This is a genomic window from Niabella hirudinis (assembly GCF_051201075.1).
GTDB classification, from domain to species: domain Bacteria; phylum Bacteroidota; class Bacteroidia; order Chitinophagales; family Chitinophagaceae; genus Niabella; species Niabella hirudinis.
Genome location: NZ_JBPEHJ010000001.1, coordinates 256,488 through 276,232, shown reverse-complemented (window position 1 = coordinate 276,232; position 19,745 = coordinate 256,488). Strand labels below are relative to the sequence as shown.

The window sequence follows — 19,745 nt, the reverse complement described above, 5'->3', positions numbered from 1 at the left end:
GCAAACTTAGCGTAATCCTGGCATCCCTTGCGGTTAAAACAGTTCTTTGTGGCAAACATAGAAAGTACAGTAGGGATGATATAAATATTATAGTTTAAATTGCTCAAATATGATACGGACAAAACGCATTTGTTTTACACTATTGACGCTTATGTTTTTGCAGCCGGCGCTGGCTCAAACCTCAAATGCATTGAAACTTTGGTATACAAAACCCGCGGAAGCCTTTGAGGAGGCGTTACCTGTTGGCAACGGGCGGCTGGGTGCAATGGTATATGGTGGCGCGGCGGAAGAAAAGCTTTCGCTCAACGAAGCCACGCTTTGGGCCGGGCGTCCATTGCGGGCAGATACGATCAATCCTACGGCAAACAAATACCTGCAGCCGGTACGCGATGCCCTGTTTAATGAAGATTATAAAAGCGCAGATGCCCTGGTACGGCAGATGCAGGGACCGTTTACAGAATCCTATGCACCATTGGGCAACCTTTATTTTAAATTTAATGAGGAAGGGCCGGTTACCGGCTACCGCCGGGAGCTGGACCTTCAGCGGGCCGTAGCAAAAACCACATATACCATCAACGGAACGGTTTATACCCGCGAGGTCTTTGCCTCTTATCCCGACCAGGTGATCGTAATGCGGCTGACCGCCCGTGGAAAAAACAAACTCAGTTTTTCCTGCCGCTTCGATAGTAAAATAAAAGCCGGCAGCACGGTCCAAAACGGAATGCTGCAACTGAGCGGCTGGGCACCCATACACGCGGAACCCAATTACCGGGGCGCTATGAAGAACGCTATTGTTTATGATACGATCAATGCCATGCGTTTTAATGCTGCCTTAAAACTGCTGAAGAATGATGGTGCGCAGCAATTGTCCGATACGGTGTTGCAGGTGCGTAATGCCACGGAAGTAGTACTGCTGCTGTCGATGGCCACCAGCTACAACGGGTTTGATAAAAATCCCGGTACGGAAGGGCGCAATGAAAAAGCACTGGCCGCAGCTTATATCGCAAAAGCAGCTGCTAAAAATTATGCATCCTTACTGACAGCGCATACCAGCGATTTTCGTAAGTATTTTGATCGCGTTTCGCTGTACCTGGGCGATGCGCAGAATGAAAAACTTTCAACTATTGAGCGGCTGAACCGTTTTGCTGCTGGTAAAACAGACAACAGTCTTATCGCATTGTTTTACCAGTTTAGCCGGTATTTGCTGATCAGCTCTTCCCGGCCCGGAGGCCAGCCAGCCAACCTGCAGGGGATCTGGAATGAGCTTACCCGGCCACCCTGGAGCAGCAATTATACCACCAATATCAATGCGGAAATGAACTATTGGGGGGCCGAAACAGGAAACCTGAGTGAACTGCATCAGCCCTTGTTTGATTTTATGAAACGGCTGGCAAAGACCGGTGCTGCCACTGCCCGCAATTTTTATAATGCCGGGGGCTGGGTATGCCATCACAATACGGATATATGGGGACTTACCAACCCCGTAGGCGATTATGGCCAGGGAGATCCCTGCTGGGCCAACTGGCCCATGGGCGGTGTTTGGCTGAGCACCCATTTGTGGGAGCATTATGCGTTTACAAAAAATAAAGAGTTCCTGCAACAGCAGGCCTATCCGCTCATGAAAGGCTCCGTGCAATTTTGTCTGGATTTTTTAACGACCGATAAAAAAGGATACCTGGTTACCGCACCGTCCACTTCCCCCGAGAACGTTTACATTACGGACCAGGGTTACCGGGGACAAACTCTATACGGCAGCACGGCCGACCTGGCCATGATCCGGGAATTGTTTAACGGCTACCTGCTGGCGGCACAGCTCTTAAAAACAGATGCCGGCCTGCAAAACCGGGTAAGGGGAGCGCTTTCAAAATTGTATCCCTACCAGGTAGGTAAGGAGGGCAACCTGCAGGAATGGTATCATGATTGGAAAGATGTGGATCCCAGGCACCGGCATCTTTCGCATTTGTTTGGCGCGTACCCCGGAAGCACGATCACTACTTCCCAAACTCCGGAACTGGCTGCCGCTGTCCGGCAATCGCTCCGCATACGCACCAACGATGGCACCGGCTGGGCTATCACCTGGCGTATTGCATTGTGGGCCCGTTTGCAGAATGCAGAACGTGCTTATGATGCTGTAAAAAAATTAATGCATTATGTGGGTAAGGATGCGTCTGTAAAAATGGGCGGTGGCGGTGTTTACAGCAACCTGTTTGGGGCTCATCCGCCGTTCCAGATCGATGGTAATTTTGGTGGCGGGGCCGCTATTGCTGAAATGTTGCTGCAAAGCCACCAGGGATATGTGGAGCTGTTGCCGGCCCTGCCGGACGAATGGTCTGATGGGGAAGTAAGGGGCCTGGTGGCAAGAGGCGGGTTTGTGGTAAACATAAAATGGAAAAGTAAAAAGCTGGTCAGCGCCCAGGTCTTTTCAAAAAATGGCGGCCCCTGTATTATCCGGTACGGTACCGTAGAAAAAAAGCTTCAGACAACTGCCGGTAAAACGTATCCGGTATTGTTTTAGAGGATCTGAAAGCTAAGAGGCGTTTGAGGTTTAAGGTTTCAGGTTCAACGTTTCAGGTTTTCAAGCCTGATGTTCAAGTTCAGATCTCAGCTCTCAATTCTCCCCCAAAGTTTCGGGGCTAACCGGAACGCAAACGAACGGGATTTAAAATGGATACACTATGACGGAATTAAAAGCTACTATATTACAACAGGCCCACCTGCAGCTGGGTGAGGGAGCCGCATGGCATGCGGGATGGAAAAGATTCCTCTATGTAGATATTGAGGGCGGACTGGTAGGCGCCATTGATCCTCAGACAGGTACTACAACTGTTTTTAATGTGGGCAGGCGTGTAAGTATGGCTGTGCCCGCGGCAGATAACCAGCTGTTGTTGGCTTTGCAGGGTGCTTTGGGGATCCTGGATATGGATAAGGGCAGCCTTCATGAATTGGTGGTATTGGAGCCGGACAAACCGGGTAACCGTTGCAATGACGGAAAATGCGATGTGGCCGGCCGCCTCTGGATTGGTACCATGCACCTGGATGCCTGCCGGGAGGAGGGCGCCCTTTACCGGTTTGATGGCAATATACTTGTTAAGGTTCTTGATAAAAGATCGATCTCAAACGGGCTTTGCTGGTCGCCGGACAATAGGATTATGTATTATGTGGATTCGTCCGATTGCGATATAAAGGCTTTTGATTTTGACGCGGCGCAGGGAACCATAACGAATGGGCGCATTGCGGTGACTATTACGGTGCCCGGGTGTTTGCCGGATGGAATGTGCATAGACGCTGAAGGTATGTTATGGGTGGCCATTTGGGGAGGGGCTGCCGTACACCGGTATGACCCGGGTACAGGTGAATTGATTGGCCGTGTTTTGGTAAATGCGCCTCATGTAAGCAACTGCGCATTTGGCGGCAAGGATATGCAGCAGCTCTTTATTACAACAGCGCGTAAAGACCTGGATGCGGAACAATTGCAGCAATATCCCCAAAGTGGCAGCCTGTTTATTGCTGATACGGGCGTGAAAGGATTGCCCGGCTATGCATTCAACTATTTCTCGTAAAATGTGAGGAACACCGGAGGTTTGAGGTTTCATGTTTCACGGGGTGCATAACATTTTTTCTACAACGCTGCGCTCATTGCGCTAAAACCTTGCGTCTGTGTGATAAAAGCAATAAAAATCAAAAAATGTTATGCGCCCGTTTCACGTTGGATCCATTTTCAAATCTCCACATTATACCCGGTTAGTTTCGTTGTTATACTTTATGTTCCCGGACCCGCTGAAAGCTCAAAGCTTATGGCTCAAATCTCGTCCCTGCCTACTTTATATACTTCTTCAGATCCCGCTCTACGTCCCGCTTTTTGATGCTTTCGCGTTTGTCGTAGAGTTTTTTTCCTTTGCCCAGGCCGATCTCAATTTTGATCAGCCGGTTTTCGTTGAGAAAAATACGTAGGGGAATAAGCGTATATCCCTTTTCTTTTAGTTTGGCTTCTATCTTTTTGATCTCCCGTTTCTGCAGCAGCAGCTTCCGGTCACGGTCCGGGTTGTGATTGTTGACGGTACCATGGGAGTAGGGCGAAATGTGCAGGCTTTTGAGCCAGATCTCCCCCTGGTGAATGATGCAGTAGCTGTCGTTAAAACTGGCCTTGCCTTCCCGCAGGGATTTTACCTCGGTGCCCAGTAAGGCAACACCGGCCTGGTAGGTTGCATCTATAAAATACTCATAGTATGCGGAGCGGTTCTTGATGGAGAGTTGGTTGGCCAACGGGAGTTTTATGTTTTAGGTTTAAGGTTTAAAGTTTAAGGTTTCAGGTTTCAGGTTTCCGGCTGCCTTGTGCACCGGTGTACAAGAGTGCGACGCAACGGGGTTGCCCTTTGCACTAAAGCCCGGCCAAAAATTAATTTTTAAAATGCCGGAGAACGGTTGCCAGCTTCTGCTTTAAATCTTTACGGTTTACGATAAAATCGAGGAAGCCATGTTCCAGCAAAAACTCACTGCGCTGAAAACCTTCCGGAAGATCTTTTTTTATAGTTTCCTTGATAACCCGCGGGCCGGCAAAACCAATGAGCGCGCCGGGTTCTGCAATGTTCAGATCGCCCAGCATACCAAAGGATGCGGTAATGCCTCCAAAAGAGGGATCGGTTAAGAACGAGATATAAGGCAGCTGCGCATCGGTGAGCTGTGAAAGCTTGCCACTGGTTTTAGCCAGCTGCATCAGTGAAAAAGCGCTCTCCATCATACGGGCGCCCCCGCTTTTGCAAATACACATAAAGGCCAGGCGATGCCGGATGCAATGGTCTACGGCTCTTGCAAATTTTTCTCCTGCCACGCTGCCCAGGGATCCGCCAATGAATGCAAAGTCCATGGCGGCAATCACGATGCCCTCGCCGCCAACTTTTCCTACCGCTACGCGCATAGAGTCATCCATATTGGTATTGCTCCAAAAATCTTCCAGTCGTTTTTTATAAGGCTTCAGATCGGTAAAGCCAAGAAAGTCCCTGCCGCGGATATTATTGAACAGCTCGGTATATTCGGCATCGTCAAACAGGATATTATAGTATTGGAGACTGCTGATACGATGATGGTACCCGCATTTGGGGCATACATACTGTTGCTCCTTTAACTCCGTTTGGGTTGAAATATAATTGCACTCGGGGCATTTTGTCCAAAGCCCTTCCTGTGTTTCCCTTTTTTCGGAGGTTTTGGTAAGAATACCTTTTTTGATTCTTTTGAACCAGCCTGTTTTATCCATATCCTGACCAGCCCCGCTCAGGTCGGCATCAAAATCTTCAATCTCTTTGGACATATTCAGTTTCCTTGTTTAATGTTTTGAAGAACAAATATAAGGATTGTTCATTTTTTTTCAATCCCCGCGCATTTTCGCCCCGGGTAATGGCTTTTTGCCCACTCAAACGGCGATGCCCGCTTTCTTTGCCAGCCAGCTGTTCTTTACCGGTATGATCCAGTCGTTTTCGAGCTCCGCGCGGTTAAGTACCAGGTTGTTAAAATAAAGGGTATCGGGCGTCAGCAGGTTATGCTGCAGGGCATATTTGACTTGCGACAGGGGAACGATCTCGATTTTATCATCCTTTACAAACGCCAGGTTCTGGCGGTCAAAGAAATCGACCTTAAAGGTTTCGCCCAGTTTCTTTAAAAACCGAACCGAGCTGTCTGTACTGCAGCCGCTTACTTTTACCAGCGTTTCATCAGCAATCAGTATTACAAACCGGCCAAAAAACAGATGCCCCTCGGCCTTTACTTCATCGCTGTGGCTGGCCCAGGAGCTTACAAAGTTTTGCAGGAGCTCTTCAGCTTCCAAAGCTTCCGATAGGCTCAGTAAGCGGTTCGATTGATAAACCCATACCCTTGAATAGGGGGAAAAACCAGGGTTTAAAAGGTTTTTATAGGATAAATTCATTGTTTTCAGTTTCTGTTATTTTTTAAACGCCAGGTTACTCCAATTCGCCGGCGATAATTTCTGCAATATCCAGTACCTGTATGCTGTCTTCTTTTTCTGCATTTTTAACGCCATCGGTCATCATCGTATTGCAGAAAGGGCAGGCCGAAGCGATCACCGATGCGCCGGTAGCAATGGCTTCGCTGCTCCGCTCCAGGTTTACGCGCGTAGTGCCTTTTTCCTCTTCCTTAAACATCTGCGCGCCACCCGCCCCGCAACACAATCCCTTGCTGCGGCAACGTTTCATCTCCACCAGCTCGGCATCCAGCATCTCAAGCACTTTGCGGGGCGCTTCATAAATATCATTGGCGCGACCCAGGTAACAGCTGTCGTGGTAGGTGATTTTCTTTCCTTTGAAGGAGCCTCCTTCTTTTAGTTTGATCCGGCCCTCCTCAATCAGCTGCTGCAGGAATGTGGTATGGTGGATAACCTCGTAATTGCCACCCAGTGCAGGATATTCATTTTTAAGCGTATTGAAACAATGCGGACAGGCCGTAACAATTTTTTTAATATTGTAGCCGTTCAAAATCTGGATGTTCTGATAGGCCATCATCTGAAACATAAATTCATTGCCCGCCCGCCGCACAGGGTCTCCGGTGCACATTTCTTCCTTACCCAGGATGGCGTACTTAATTCCTGTTTTGTCCAACAGGGCTGTAAATGCGCGGGTAATGCGTTGTGCACGCTGATCAAAACTTCCGGCGCAGCCCACCCAAAACAACACTTCCGGGTGCTCTCCCCGGGCAAACAATTCCGCTGCTGTTGCTATACTCATGCTCTTATCATTCAATTATGCACGAAGGTACGAAGGATGAATTTGAAAATTTGAAAATTTGGAAATGTGAGAATTGAGAATTTGAAAATGTGGGAATGTGGAAATGTGGGAATTAGAAAATGAGGTTCCAACTACAAACTGTAGGCTGGGGAGACTTTTGAATTTTTCAAACATTCGACAGGATTCATCGTTTAAGTGTGATTCCCCGTTTAACACTCCATGATGATCTGCGCTGAAAACTGAAGACTGATGGCTGAAAATTACGGAATGACGCCCGGATCTTCATTTCCACTCCCGATAGGAATTGGGATTCAAATTTTCAAATTATAATATATTTCTCCCTGGTTATTTTAAATTCCCGGAGGGGGAGCAGATACCCTTATATTTGTGCATATTTTATTAATGAGTGTCAGGAAATTTTTTAAGAGGATCGCTAACTGGGAATTGTGGAATTTTAACCTGCTTTACGCCCCCATAAGCCCTATATGGCTTTGGTATTGTTTGCGTAGCAGGTCTTTTTGGTTTTTTACCCCCGGCAATCCCACCATTGCTTTTGGTGGTTTTGAGGGCGAGGGGAAAAAAGAAATGTATGAACAGCTTCCTGCTGATGCGATCCCGCTTACCATCTATATCCGGGAAGGTATTCCTTTTGAAAAAGTGCTGGAGCAGGTTTATGCATCAGGATTGCAATATCCTTTTGTGGTAAAACCGGATGTGGGCATGAAGGGGATCCTGTTTCGGGTCATTGAGGACGAAGAGCAACTTTTCAAATACCATACCCGCATGCCGGTACTCTATATTGCCCAGCAAAAAGTTGATTACCCGGTAGAAGTAAGTGTATTTTACTATCGTTATCCCTGGCAGCAAAAGGGAACCGTTTCCGGCTTTATTCATAAAGAGCTCCTGCAGGTAAAAGGCGATGGAGTGCATACGCTTCAGCAGCTGATAGAGCAGCATCCCCGGGCGCGGTACCGTTTACAGGAAATGGAGCACCGGCACCAGCACCGTTATAGCCGTGTGCTGCCCAACCAGGAAATATTTTATTTGTCGTACGCAGGTAATCACAACCGGGGCGCCCGGTTTACCAACCTGCACGCCGAAATTGATGATCAGCTGCTCCGGGTTTTTGATCATCTCAGCCACTATAATCAAAGCTTTTTTTATGGCCGTTATGATATTAAGGCTGCATCTATAGAAGACCTGAAGGCCGGAAGAAATTTTAAAATATTGGAGTTTAACGGGGCAGGGGCCGAGCCCAATCATATTTATGATTGCAATATGCGGCTGGGTGCTGCCTATAAAGTCATTTTGCAGCACTGGAAAGCCCTGTATACCATCAGCCGGTATAATTATAAACACGGAATTCCCTATTGGTCATTCAGGAAAGGGATGGCATTCCTGCGCGCTTCCCGGAAACATTTTAAAATACTGGAGCAATTCGATTAACGGTCAGCTTCCCCGCTGAGAGCCGGTATTTTGCTGTTTGCTCACAAAACCCGCACTCTTGGGCTTTTGGATGAACTTTGAATTGGTGGTTGCCGATGCACCGCCTTTTTTGTCTTTATTCTTTTTATCCTTTTGGTCCTTCTGGTTGAGTAATGACATGAATGATGGTTTTGGTAAAGATAATTTGAAAATTTGAGAATTTGAAAATGGTTGATGCCACTGAGGCTCTGAAACACAGAAGTTTTTATGTTCATCCCGATAAAGGCTCTTACTGGTTTAAGGTCTCGTCCGCCTGAATTCAACGTTCTGAGGTCCTGTGCTCAGCCGCTCTATCGCAAACACAAGAGCTTTCAGTGCTCAGTCTGCGAAAATTGTTTTCTTTTCGGAACTATGCACGCTAAAGTATCCCAGTGCGCCGCCGGTAATATTGGATTGCGGGTTGCCGGGGTTTAAACTGTTGCCTTGTCCCAGTGCGCTGGCGTTAAGCTGGTACAGGTATTGGTAGGTTTGCTTGCTGATGCATTGCATTTCCACGATCACTTTGTCAAATTTATCAACAAAGGTTGGAGCCTTACTGTCAGTAAAAAGATCCAGCAGCTCAAGCGTCATTTTGTTGCCATTAAACAATTTGTCTGTTTCAATAAAGATCGTGGTGCTTTCAAATCCATCAACGGAAAGAACAAACCGGTAATAATTTTCGTTGCCGGGCGGGTCGGTAAAGCGAACGGTTGGTATCCGCATCTCCCTTCCCAGCACCGTCCGGTGGGTAATAAATAGCGAGTCGAAAGGTACTTTTGGGGGCATCACGGTTGTTGCGGTGTAGCTGGTACCGCCCAGGTCAACCTTCAGGAGATAATGATGTCCCGGAATGGCGCCCAGGTTTCCTCCATACCGGCCGTTTCCAAGCGGGTTTAAGGATACCGGCATGCTATCATCCCGCATTACAGACACCGTAGCGCCGTTTTTGCCGGTATAAACGTTGGGGGCATAAATGTCAAGAACCTCCGAAATAAATACGCTGGCGGAGTCTTTATAATCAGAAAGCGCGGCCTGTACCACCACCGGCACGGTAGTGTTTGCCTTAAACCGGGGATAAATCACTTTCCGGCAGGAAGCGCCGGCAGCCGTCAGGATCAAAAGGATGTAAAAAGCGCGGTAACCAGGGGTCATAAAACGGGTAAAAATAATCTTTTTATTTTTTAAAATAATATCTGTATCTTGCACCCGGTGTTTTTCATAGGTTAGCAACGGCCAGCTCTTTTCAGGGCAGGCCTTTTTTTATGATGGTTGGTTATGGCGGGTTTGTTATGATACCGGTATTAGAAAAGCCGCAACTGGTTATTGTGAGGGGCTGTTTTTTGTTCTGTTGATGTATCAAAATTGGAGAGCCCAATACCCAGCAGGCGCACTTTTTTAGCAGAGAGATCCATTTTGTCAACGATAATACGGACCGTGTCAAATAAACGGGCGCTGTCATTAAATGAGGTGATGAGGGAGTGGCTCCGCGTGTTGATGATAAAATCGTGAAACTTGAATTTTACCGTCACCGTTCGGCCTTTTACACCCGTGTGGGACAGGCGTTCCGCCAGTTTTTCCGCAAGGATCTCCAATTCATGAAGCATGTCTTCCCTCGCAGTCAGGTCTTCCTGGTAAGTGTCCTCCACGCTGATGGATTTGGTTTCCCGGTCGGGCTCCACCGGCCGGTCGTCAATGCCTCTTACGATCTGGTAATAAAACTTTCCTGGCTTGCCAAAATGCCGGATCAACACTGCTTCCTCCAGTTTTTTCAGGTCGCCGCCAGTACGAAGTCCCATGTTTTTCATTTTAGCGGCTGTAACCCTGCCAACGCCGTAAAATTTTTCTACGGGAAGCTGCTCCATAAATGCTTCTATTTTTGAAGGGCCAATAAAAGTGAGCCCATCGGGCTTTTCCATGTCGGAGGCCATCTTGGCCACAAATTTATTAACGGATACACCTGCTGATGCTGTTAGCTGTAATTCATCCTTTATCGATTTTTTTATGGCGGCGGCAATTTCTATGGCATACCCGATGCCCAGTTTATCTTCGGTAACATCGAGGTAAGCCTCATCCAGCGACAGGGGTTCAATGATATCCGTATAACGGTGAAAGATCTGGTGCAGCTGCCCCGACACGGCTTTATAGGCATCAAACCGCGGAAAAACAAAGATGGCTCCGGGACAAAGCCGCTGCGCCGTTTTTGAAGGCATTGCCGAGCGGATACCGAATTTGCGGGCCTCGTAGCTGGCAGTTGCCACTACGCCTCCGCGCCCTTCAGGACTGCCGCCCACTACAATGGGCCGACCGCGGTATTCCGGGAAGTCGCGCTGTTCTACCGAAGCGTAGAAGGCGTCCATGTCGATATGAATAATTTTACGTTGCAGGTTGTTTTTGGCTGCAAGGTAAGCAATCAGCCATCAACTGTTCTCCGGCTTTCTACAGTGTAAACAAAAGAGTCGGCCCGGTAATACCCAAGATTGTATTCAATGGGCCGGTCGCCATGGTCGTAAACAAAGCGTTTTCTAAAAAGAACCGGGTCGCCGGTAGCAATCTCCAGCTTATCCGCTATGATTTTAGATGCGGGCTTTGCGCTGATTTCTTCTTTGGAGAGGTTGGCAATGACATGGTATTTTTTTTCCAGGAGCTCGTATAGAGGGGTGTTAAAATCCTCTTCACCCGTTAATCCTGTGCGGGGATGAAAATAGGACACAAAATAAACAAAAGGATTTTCATGGCGGCCCCGTAGGCGCTCCAGTTTGAGTACTTTTTTATCGGGGGGTACCTGAAAAAAATCAACAATAATATCTTCCGGAATTACCCAGCTTACATGCAGTTCATAGTTTTTAATGGGAATGCCCCGGGCCTGCATTTCCTGTGAAAAACTTAACCAGTTATTGGATCTTGAACTCACGGTAATGCCCGCCACCCGGGTGCCGATTCCCTTTTTCCGGATTAGCAGGCCGTCATACACCAATTTATTAATAGCCTGCCGCAGGGTGGTGCGGGATATCGCCAGCTGCCGCGCCAGATCAATTTCGTTTGGCAGCAATTTTCCATTTACATATTCAGGATCCTTCACCAGATCGCGGAGCAGCTGCTCCGCCTGCAGGTAAAGCGGTACGGGATTGGTATGATCAAGTGATAGTTTCATAAAACTATAAAAATAAGAAAAAATATTTTGTATGTTTGTTTAAATGTATGTACATTAAGTTCAATGGGCGCGCCAAAGATCCTAGGTGCTTTTTTTGGAGGGATAGGGAGCTGTCTTCGGGGGTGCATCCCTTTCTTCAAAAACAGCCGGAACGTTCCTGAAGTACATTGATGGTATCATTTTAAAACACATTAATGAAAAAACGTTTGCGGATCCGTATATTTTTTCTAACGATGGCGGGTTTGCTGTTTTGCCGGCCATCGTCTGCACAGGATGATTTTACGCAATTTGTAGATCCTAATATTGGCACGGCGCATTGCCGGTGGTTCCACTACGCACCCGGGGCGCTTCCGTTTGGTATGGCCAAACCGGCGCCATCTACCAATGGCAGCTATGGCAATGCAAGCGGCTGGGAGGCTACCGGGTACGACTACCGGCATAGCTCCATTGAAGGCTTTCCCAACTTTCATGAATTTCAGGTAGGGGGCATTGTTTTTGCTCCCATCACGGGGGCATTGCAAACCGTTCCAGGAAAGCTGGAAGCTCCGGACAGCGGTTATCGGTCCCGGTTTGATCATAAAGAGGAAATCAGTACTGCGGGGTACTATTCCGTATGGCTGAAGGATTACCGGATCCGGGCCGAGCTAACGGCAACAAAAAGAGTGGCTTTTCACCGGTATACCTTCCCGGCGTCAGAGGAAGCGCATCTTTTATTTGATGTAGGTAACCAGCAGGGAGAAAGCGGCCCCGTTAAAGATGCAAAAGTATCCATATTGCCGGATGGACGCATAGAAGGATGGGTTACTACCTTACCCGCATACGTGCAAAAATATCAGCCTGGCGCCTCTGTAACGATGTATTTTTCGGCCGTTGTAAGTAAGAAGTATACGGCCTGTGGCGCCTTTAACGGAGCAAATATAAAAGCCGGAGCCACTGAGGCCAGCGGCAGGGGGGCGGGCATCTACCTGAGTTTTGCCACCCAAAACAATGAACCGGTAACCATTAAAGCGGGTTTATCCTATACCTCGGTTGAAAATGCAAGAAAGAACCTGCAACAGGAGGCTTCGGAGCTCTCGTTTGATCAGGCCCGGTCGCAATCCAGGAAAATATGGAACAGCTATCTGGGCCGTATCGTTGTGGAAGGAACCAATAAAGCGGACCGCATAAAGTTTTATACCGGGCTTTATCATGCCGTACTGGGCCGGGGACTGGCCAGTGATGTCAACGGCGCTTATCCCAGGAATGACGGCACTATTGGCCAGATCCCGCTGGACCAAAAAGGAAAACCACTGCATCAGCATTATAATACCGATGCTGTTTGGGGAATTTACTGGAACCTGGCACAGCTTTGGGCGCTTGTGTATCCGGAATATTATTCAGACTTTATCAAGAGCCAGTTGCTGGTATATAAGGATGCGGGCTGGCTGGGCGATGGTATTGCCAACAGCCGGTACGTTTCGGGGGTAGGAACGAATTTTGTAGGACTTATTTTTGCCAGTGCCTATATGGCGGGGATCAGGGATTTTGACGTGCAACAGGCTTATGCGGCAGCATTAAAAAATGAGCTGGAATGGAGGGGGCGCCCTTTTGGCGCGGGTAAAATGGATATAGACCGGTTCTTAAAATATGGGTACGTGAATCATCTTGATAAAGGAGCGGGCGGTTCAGAGCTATGGCAGTTTTCTGTTTCGCACACGCTGGAATATGCATTCAGCGGCTATGCCGTAGGACAGTGGGCCAAACTGCTGGGGAAGAAAAAAGACTACGAAACGCTGATGCGTTTGTCAAAGGCATGGGAAAAGGTTTATGACCCGGAGTTAAAACTTGTGCGGCCAAAGCTGGCCAACGGCAAATTTGTGGAGCCCTTCAATCCATCGCAGCCCTGGCGCGGATTCCAGGAGGGCAATGCCTGGCAGTATACCTATTTTGTACCGCACGATATGGAAGCGCTGATACAAAAAATCGGAAGACAAACTTTTAACCGCAGACTGGACAGCGTTTTTATCATTGCCCAAAAGGCTTTGTTTGGAGGGGGCTCCACTATTGATGCTTTTGCGGGTATTGCCGGTGTTTATAACCATGGCAACCAGCCCAACCTGCATGTTTCCTGGCTGTTTAATTTTTCCGGAAAACCATCGCTTACACAGAAATGGGTGCGCGCTATCTGCAACCAGTTTTATGGTAAGGAGGGCGTGCATGGTTATGGGTTTGGACAGGATGAAGACCAGGGCCAGCTGGGCGCCTGGTATGTTCTTTCTTCCATCGGTTTGTTTGATGTAAAAGGATTAACGGCGCCCCATCCGGAAATGGGAGTGGGCAGTCCGTTGTTCAACAAAGTAACAATCCACTTAAATCAACGGTACTATAAGGGTAAAACCTTTGTCATTGAAACCAGGGCCAACAGCGCCGCGCAGGGCTATGTACAATCCATGCGGCTCAATGACCGGCTTTTACATCGCCCGTTTGTCGGTTGGGAGCGTATTACCAACGGAGGAAAACTGGTGCTCCGGATGGGCTCACAGCCCAAAGATCATTACTAAGCGCAGGGTTAAGCCGTTGTGAAAGAGATCCGCGCCTCGTTAAGGAAGAAATAAAATTTTGGGTTCAGTATTAAAAAGGAGTTGTCGCCTCGAGTGGCAACTCCTTTTTATTGGGGCTACGCTGCCTGTTTATATTCCGGGCTCCGGAAACGATTACCGGTAATGTTTATTGTGCAGCTTGCACCAGGTATAAAACAGTTCCGGCGCCGCCGGTCACAATGATCACCAAAAGCGGGTGGGTGGTTGTCTTGTATGATAAATACACCCGCTATTGCAATGAATGAACACCGAAAGCAAAATAACATAAGAAATAAGCAATATAGGAATGGCTGAATCGTATAAAATGGAATAGTTTTACCCGGAAGAACAAATGAATGTCGTATGAATGAACAAGGAAGTACCCCCCTTTTTTTGCAGCAGTATGTTTTAGGAACAGCTGGTGTGGGTGGCGTTTGGGGCACTGTAGATCCGGAAGCATCTGTTAATACGATCATCCATGCATTGGAAGCCGGGATCCCGGCAATTGACACGGCACCCGCTTATGGCAACGGAGAACAGATGGTGGGTGAGGCATTGCGGCAATGGAAGGGCGCCCGGCCCCGCATTAGTACAAAGGTGGGGCGTTTAAAGAGCTACGCCTCTGATCATGGCATTTATGATTACTCACCCGGAGCAATGGCTAAAAGTGTGGAAAGCAGCCTTGAAGTGTTAGGTATACCGGCTATTGATGTGCTGTTTCTTCATGAGCCGGAGGTGATCCCGCAACAGGAGATTGCACCGGCAGTTGAAAAAATGATGGATTTTAAACGGCAGGGTTATGCAAAGAAAATCGGATTGGGCGGCAACTACCCGCCTTCCTTTCTTAAGTATCTTGATGCAGGCATATTTGATGTAGTAATGGAATATAACCGGCTGAATGCCTGTTGTAACGATGCGCTGGATACCACCCTGCCCGAATGCCATAGCCGGGATATTACATACTGGGCCGCCAGTCCGCTTCACATGGGATTACTGGGCAGGCGCTTTAGTTCTTTTGTAGCAGCGAGGCCCGATTGGTTAATGCAACGGTACATTGATGCGGCATTGGGGGTTCATCAGATGGCGGCGGAGCACTGCCTTCAGCTTCCATCGCTGGCGCTCCGTTTTTTGCAAAGTATACCGCTCCCCGTAAATATAGTTATAGGGCCGTCCAGTCAAAAAGAGCTCAGCGATAGTCTTGCGGCGATCTCCCAGGGACCGCTTGAGGAAAACCTGTATCATAAGATCATTCATTATACAAAAAATATTTAACCGTTAAGTAACTACAATGCAGCAGATCGATAGCGAGGTATTTTGTATTACCCGTGCGCAAATAAGAGTACTGGAACCGGTAACGGCTGTTACGCCCTTCCAGGATGCCACAATGGGACCCTTTCATACATTTGGTCTCTCCATCCTTACCCTTGAGGATAAGGACGGAAATGTGGGGGAGGCCCCGGTTTTTAACACCTATATCAATATCCTGGAGCGGTGTCTTTTCCCGATACTGTTTCATAATAACGGGCAGTCTTACGGGCAGCTTTATCACCTGTTGTACTGGTCCATCCGCAATGAGGGATTCAGAGGCCAGGCCGCCGCATTGCTGGGCCAGCTGGATATGGCGCTGCATGATCTCGCCGCCCGCAGAAGCGGCCAGCCGCTTTATAAGTATTTAAACGGGTCGCGCAACTGGACCCGGATGTATGGAAGCGGGGGAGGAACCAATTACAGCCTGCAGGAACTGGAAACGGAAATAGGCCGCTTCATGGATGCCGGGGCTGGTTGTATAAAGATCAAAGTGGGAGGCGATTTCGGAACAAAGATGGCTGAGGATGTGGAGCGGGTAAAGTTTGTAAGAGCGCTGATCGGCAACAAGGTACAGCTTGCTGTTGATGCCAACCAGATCTGGACATTGGCGCAGGCACTGGAGTTTATGGATAAGGTGGCGGGCCAGGATATTGCCTGGCTCGAAGAACCGATCCACTCTGCGGCTTATGCCGAGATCGAAAAACTCTGCAAAAGATCGGCTGTTAAAATTGCTTATGGTGAATCTGAACGAACGGCAAAGATGTTTCCGGCCCTGGTAAACGCAGGTGTAACCCATTTGCAGCCGGTGCCTACGCAGCTGGGAGGGATACAGGAATGGCAGGAAGTACGGGACCTCGCATTAAAAAATAATCTGGACTTTTCATCGGGCGGCTATTCGCTCTATACCGCGTCTCTGCTCACAACAGCGCCGGATGAATGGCCGGTGGAATATTTGTACTCCATTATGTATGGTCTTGAACAATATTTTATGGTGCACCCACAGTGGAGCAATGGCCGGTTTATATTGCCGGATATAGAGGGGCTGCCGATCCGGATCGATTGGGATTACTGGCAACAGAACAACCGGATCCTGCAGCATCATACCTGGACAAAAGAAGACGTAGCCCGGTATGAGCCCGCCGTAAATATGTGACCACATTAAAAATGTATAGTGAAACTATCCCTGGGAATAATCGATTACGTTGTATTGCTTGCCTACCTGGTACTGCTTTTGGTCATTGGGTTTTACCTCAGTAAAAAGGAAACCAAGGGCGGTTCAGATATTTTTCTGGGGGGGCGAACGCTTCGCTGGTGGCAGATCGGCTTTTCGCTTTTTAGCGCCAATGCCGGCCCTATGATGCTGATTGGCGCTGCAAGCATTGGGTTTTCGCAGGGAGTAGTAGGCAGTAATTTTGAATGGCTGGCATGGATCTTCCTGTTATTGCTGGCCATGTTCTTTCTCCCGCATTATATGGCTACAAAGATCAGCACCATGCCGCAATTCCTGAAGCTGCGGTTTGGTACCCGGGCCTATAATTTCCTGGTTATCTATAGCCTCATTTCCATCCTGCTGGTTTGGCTGGGAAGCGCGCTCTATGCCGGCGGACTTATTGTTTCGCAGATATTTGACTGGCCGTTAATGTTCTCGGTGGTGCTCGTCACAATTATAGCTACCAGCTTTACAGCCGTAGGCGGTCTAAAGGCCGTAGTACGTACCGGTATTTTTCAATCGGTTATTATTATTGTTTCCTCCATTGTGCTTGCCTGGCTGGGACTAAAACGGATTGGTGGTATCGATGCCTTTGCAAAGGCCGTGCCCGACCATTACTGGAAACTGTTTCGTCCTGCTTCTGATCCTGAGTATTCCTGGATCGCCATCCTGGCAGGTTATCCCGTGGTAGCAGTTTATTATTGGTGCGCAGACCAGACCATTGTACAAAAAGTACTGGCGGCCCGCGATCTCAAGGAGGGGCAATATGGAGCCTTGTTCCTGGCTGTACTTAAGATCATTATGCCGCTGATCTTTATTTTTCCGGGGATCATGTGCTTTGTGTTATTTAAAGATACGGCGCAGGCAGACAATGCATATATTACGCTGGTAAAACAGCTGATGCCGCATGGCTTACTGGGACTGTGCCTGGCTGCATTGATCGCCGCATTGATCGACACGGTTTCCTCGGGGCTCAACTCATTCAGTACGGTTTTTACACTGGATGTTGCGGGTCGCTTCCGGGAAATGGATGATGCTGCAAAGCGCCGCATGGGAAGGTGGATCACACTCGTTGCAGGTGGTCTTGCTATTGGGATCGCATTCCTGTTTTCCCGTTCGGGGAAAGGATTCTTTGAACTGAGCCAGGGGATGGTATCGATACTGGCCCCTCCCTTATCGGTGGTGTTTCTTGCGGGGATCACCTGGAAGCGGATGAGTAGCCTGGCGGCCGAAATTGTATTGTATGGTGGCGGACTGGTTTGTCTTGCCGTTGGGATCTGTAATGTGCTCAATTTCCCATACCCGGGCTTTTGGCCGCATTTCCTGATCCTTTCTGTTTATCTTTTTATAGGGTTGCTGGTAGTAGGTGTGGTTGTTTCATTGCTATCGGCGCCCCGGGGGGATACAGCATCGCTGCCCTCGCTGTTGGAAACGGATAAAAACCGGGGAACCGATCTCCGCCGGGTTTGGGTGGGCTGGGCATTGCTGGCGCTGGTGATGGCACTGATCTACTGGGTATTCCGGTAGGAACGCGCGGATTGCCACTGAAGCACAGAGATTTTGTTGTGCCACTGAGCACAGAGGTACAGATGCTTTTAATTTAAGAAAAAGCAAGGTCTTCAGTGTTTCTGTGGCAAGCAAAGAGGGGAGTTAATAAGATTTCAGTGCCTCAGTGTTTCTGTGGCAAATAAAGAGGGGAAGTTGATAAGGTTTCAGGGCCTCAGTGTTTCAGTGGCAATCAAAAATAAAATACAAACGATGCATACAAAAAAAATGATCTGCTTTTACCTCTTGCTGCTGGCAGGAATGACGGGTTGTAAGCAACACCAGACGGAGCAGCCGCTGCAGGAGCATATCTTTGTGGTTAACATAGCGCCGGGTGATCAAAAATTACAGGAATACCTGGAGCATCATCAGCATATATGGCCCGAGGTTGAAGCAGGGTTTAAAAAGGCAGGATACAAAAAGATAACCCTCTCGCGTTTTGAGCACCTCGTGGTAATGTCGGTTGTTGTGCCGGCCGGTGCTGATCTGGACAGTATGGGCAAAGTAGCGGAATCCTATGACAAGCGTTGTGCAGCATGGAACCGTTTGATGGATACCTACCAGGAAGGAGTGCCCGGTACTACACCCGGTCAAAAATGGGTAGAGGCGAAGCCGTTTTATTCCTTTGAACACTGAGTTTTCGGCATTTAGCATTTAGCGTTCAGCATTCAGCCTTCGGCCTTTCTTCAACCAGTAAAAGCACATTGCAGCGATCGGGCATCGTGTATAAAACAGGAGCTAACCCGGAACTTTAAACCTCAAACGTGAAACCCCGTCCCTCACGCCGCCTGGTAGCGTTTTACAAACTCTTTCGGAGAAACGCCCTTTATCTCTTTGAAATGCTTATTAAAGTTGGAGATATTATTGTATCCGCTGTTGTAGCAGGCTTCAGAAACATTATGGGTACGCTCCAGCAATAGCTTTGCTGCATGCCCGATCCGCACCTCTTTTATAAAATCGGTAAGGGTTCTCCCGGTCTTGGATTTAAAAAAACGGCAAAATGCGGCGGAAGACATAGGAATAATAGCCGCTACTTCTTCCAGGCTGATGGCCTCTCTGAAGTTTTTGAAAATATGCTCAAATACATTGTTGATCTTGTTGGCTTCGGAGGAGCTTTCGATGATATTAAAACCCGGTGAGCTCAGGATGCGGGCAGATGTGGACCGGGCCATTACATCAAGCAGCTGCAGCATTAATGCAGACCGGGTGAGCCCTTTTTCATACAGCATTTCCTGGAGGATTATTTTAGCCCGTACCAGCGTTTCGCCGGAAAAGAGGATCCCCTTTGAGGCATTGGCAAACAATTGTGCCAGATGTTTAGCCTCCGGTTTCAGGAACAGCTCCTGGCCCAGGAAGTCCGGAAAAAAATGAACCACAATGGCGTGGGGGGGTATCAGCGGGTCGGGGGTTTGGTAGTATTGCCAGCAATGGGGGAGGTAGCTGGCCATCAGCACCAGCTCGGTACCCTCAAACTCCTCAATATGGTCCCCGATAAAACGCTTGCCGGTACAATTTTCTATCAATGCGATTTCAAAATTTACATGGCTTTTGAATGTCTGATACTTTTTCGTCTCCAGAAATTCGGACCGGATCGTAAAGGATTGATCCGGTGGAAATGTAAAGTTTTCGTATATAAATTGCATAACGGAGGATTGAGTTTTACTAATTATGTAATCGATTACATAAAAAACAACTTCTTTGCAAAAATAGCATCAATCTTGGTCAAAACGGCTGTTGTAGGAAAAAAATTATAATACAATATTTGTTACGTCATTGTT

17 protein-coding genes are annotated in these 19,745 nt (G+C 48.2%); 8 read left to right on the top strand and 9 right to left on the bottom strand.

What is annotated here, in order from left to right; translation table 11 throughout:
- The first annotated feature begins 109 nt into the window (after nucleotides 1-109).
- Nucleotides 110-2,515 (top strand): glycoside hydrolase family 95 protein, encoded by a 2,406-nt coding sequence (locus GGU45_RS00955; protein ID WP_435221184.1) that lies wholly within the window; start codon nucleotides 110-112, stop codon nucleotides 2,513-2,515.
- Between the two features lie 160 nt (nucleotides 2,516-2,675).
- Entirely contained in the window at nucleotides 2,676-3,560 is an 885-nt protein-coding gene (locus GGU45_RS00950; RefSeq protein WP_435221183.1) for an SMP-30/gluconolactonase/LRE family protein, read from the top strand.
- 256 nt (nucleotides 3,561-3,816) lie between these two features.
- On the opposite strand, the gene smpB is transcribed toward GGU45_RS00950, so the two are convergent.
- The 4 genes from smpB to GGU45_RS00930 all read right to left on the bottom strand — a co-directional run bounded on the left by smpB (nucleotide 3,817) and on the right by GGU45_RS00930 (nucleotide 6,731).
- Nucleotides 3,817-4,263 carry an SsrA-binding protein SmpB gene (smpB, locus tag GGU45_RS00945; RefSeq protein WP_435221181.1) on the bottom strand — a complete coding sequence of 149 codons (447 nt, stop codon included), beginning with the start codon at nucleotides 4,261-4,263 and terminating at the stop codon, nucleotides 3,817-3,819.
- A gap of 133 nt (nucleotides 4,264-4,396) precedes the next feature.
- Entirely contained in the window at nucleotides 4,397-5,305 is a 909-nt protein-coding gene (accD, locus tag GGU45_RS00940; RefSeq protein ID WP_435221179.1) for an acetyl-CoA carboxylase, carboxyltransferase subunit beta, read from the bottom strand.
- A 102-nt stretch (nucleotides 5,306-5,407) separates the two neighbouring features.
- Nucleotides 5,408-5,917, bottom strand: a complete 510-nt coding sequence (locus tag GGU45_RS00935; protein WP_435221177.1) for a hypothetical protein — start codon at nucleotides 5,915-5,917, stop codon at nucleotides 5,408-5,410.
- Between the two features lie 34 nt (nucleotides 5,918-5,951).
- Nucleotides 5,952-6,731 carry a (Fe-S)-binding protein gene (locus GGU45_RS00930; RefSeq protein ID WP_435221175.1) on the bottom strand — a complete coding sequence of 260 codons (780 nt, stop codon included), beginning with the start codon at nucleotides 6,729-6,731 and terminating at the stop codon, nucleotides 5,952-5,954.
- A gap of 402 nt (nucleotides 6,732-7,133) precedes the next feature.
- On the opposite strand from GGU45_RS00930, the gene GGU45_RS00925 reads away from it, so the two are divergent.
- Nucleotides 7,134-8,177, top strand: a complete 1,044-nt coding sequence (locus GGU45_RS00925) for an ATP-grasp domain-containing protein (RefSeq protein ID WP_435221173.1) — start codon at nucleotides 7,134-7,136, stop codon at nucleotides 8,175-8,177.
- A gap of 3 nt (nucleotides 8,178-8,180) precedes the next feature.
- On the opposite strand, the gene GGU45_RS00920 is transcribed toward GGU45_RS00925, so the two are convergent.
- The 4 genes from GGU45_RS00920 to GGU45_RS00905 form a co-directional block, all read right to left on the bottom strand.
- Entirely contained in the window at nucleotides 8,181-8,336 is a 156-nt protein-coding gene (locus GGU45_RS00920; protein ID WP_435221171.1) for a hypothetical protein, read from the bottom strand.
- Between the two features lie 198 nt (nucleotides 8,337-8,534).
- Complete coding sequence (locus GGU45_RS00915; protein WP_435221169.1) at nucleotides 8,535-9,401, bottom strand: DUF4249 domain-containing protein; 867 nt, start codon at nucleotides 9,399-9,401, stop codon at nucleotides 8,535-8,537.
- A 95-nt stretch (nucleotides 9,402-9,496) separates the two neighbouring features.
- Nucleotides 9,497-10,552 carry a DNA polymerase IV gene (gene dinB / locus GGU45_RS00910; RefSeq protein WP_435221167.1) on the bottom strand — a complete coding sequence of 352 codons (1,056 nt, stop codon included), beginning with the start codon at nucleotides 10,550-10,552 and terminating at the stop codon, nucleotides 9,497-9,499.
- Nucleotides 10,553-10,605: 53 nt separating this feature from the next.
- Nucleotides 10,606-11,346 carry a GntR family transcriptional regulator gene (locus tag GGU45_RS00905; protein ID WP_435221165.1) on the bottom strand — a complete coding sequence of 247 codons (741 nt, stop codon included), beginning with the start codon at nucleotides 11,344-11,346 and terminating at the stop codon, nucleotides 10,606-10,608.
- A 194-nt stretch (nucleotides 11,347-11,540) separates the two neighbouring features.
- Here GGU45_RS00905 and GGU45_RS00900 point away from each other — a divergent pair, with 194 nt between their 5' ends.
- The 5 genes from GGU45_RS00900 to GGU45_RS00880 all read left to right on the top strand — a co-directional run bounded on the left by GGU45_RS00900 (nucleotide 11,541) and on the right by GGU45_RS00880 (nucleotide 18,603).
- Nucleotides 11,541-13,886, top strand: coding sequence for a GH92 family glycosyl hydrolase (locus GGU45_RS00900; RefSeq protein ID WP_435221163.1), 2,346 nt, complete (start codon nucleotides 11,541-11,543; stop codon nucleotides 13,884-13,886).
- A gap of 381 nt (nucleotides 13,887-14,267) precedes the next feature.
- Entirely contained in the window at nucleotides 14,268-15,176 is a 909-nt protein-coding gene (locus GGU45_RS00895) for an aldo/keto reductase (protein ID WP_435221162.1), read from the top strand.
- Between the two features lie 16 nt (nucleotides 15,177-15,192).
- Nucleotides 15,193-16,365, top strand: coding sequence for an enolase C-terminal domain-like protein (locus GGU45_RS00890; RefSeq protein ID WP_435221160.1), 1,173 nt, complete (start codon nucleotides 15,193-15,195; stop codon nucleotides 16,363-16,365).
- Nucleotides 16,366-16,383: 18 nt separating this feature from the next.
- Nucleotides 16,384-17,949, top strand: a complete 1,566-nt coding sequence (locus GGU45_RS00885) for an SLC5 family protein (RefSeq protein WP_435221158.1) — start codon at nucleotides 16,384-16,386, stop codon at nucleotides 17,947-17,949.
- A 231-nt stretch (nucleotides 17,950-18,180) separates the two neighbouring features.
- Entirely contained in the window at nucleotides 18,181-18,603 is a 423-nt protein-coding gene (locus tag GGU45_RS00880) for an L-rhamnose mutarotase (RefSeq protein WP_435221156.1), read from the top strand.
- Nucleotides 18,604-18,746: 143 nt separating this feature from the next.
- Here the strand turns inward: GGU45_RS00880 and GGU45_RS00875 are convergent, their stop codons facing one another.
- Nucleotides 18,747-19,610 carry an AraC family transcriptional regulator gene (locus GGU45_RS00875; RefSeq protein ID WP_435221154.1) on the bottom strand — a complete coding sequence of 288 codons (864 nt, stop codon included), beginning with the start codon at nucleotides 19,608-19,610 and terminating at the stop codon, nucleotides 18,747-18,749.
- Nucleotides 19,611-19,745 lie beyond the last annotated feature (135 nt).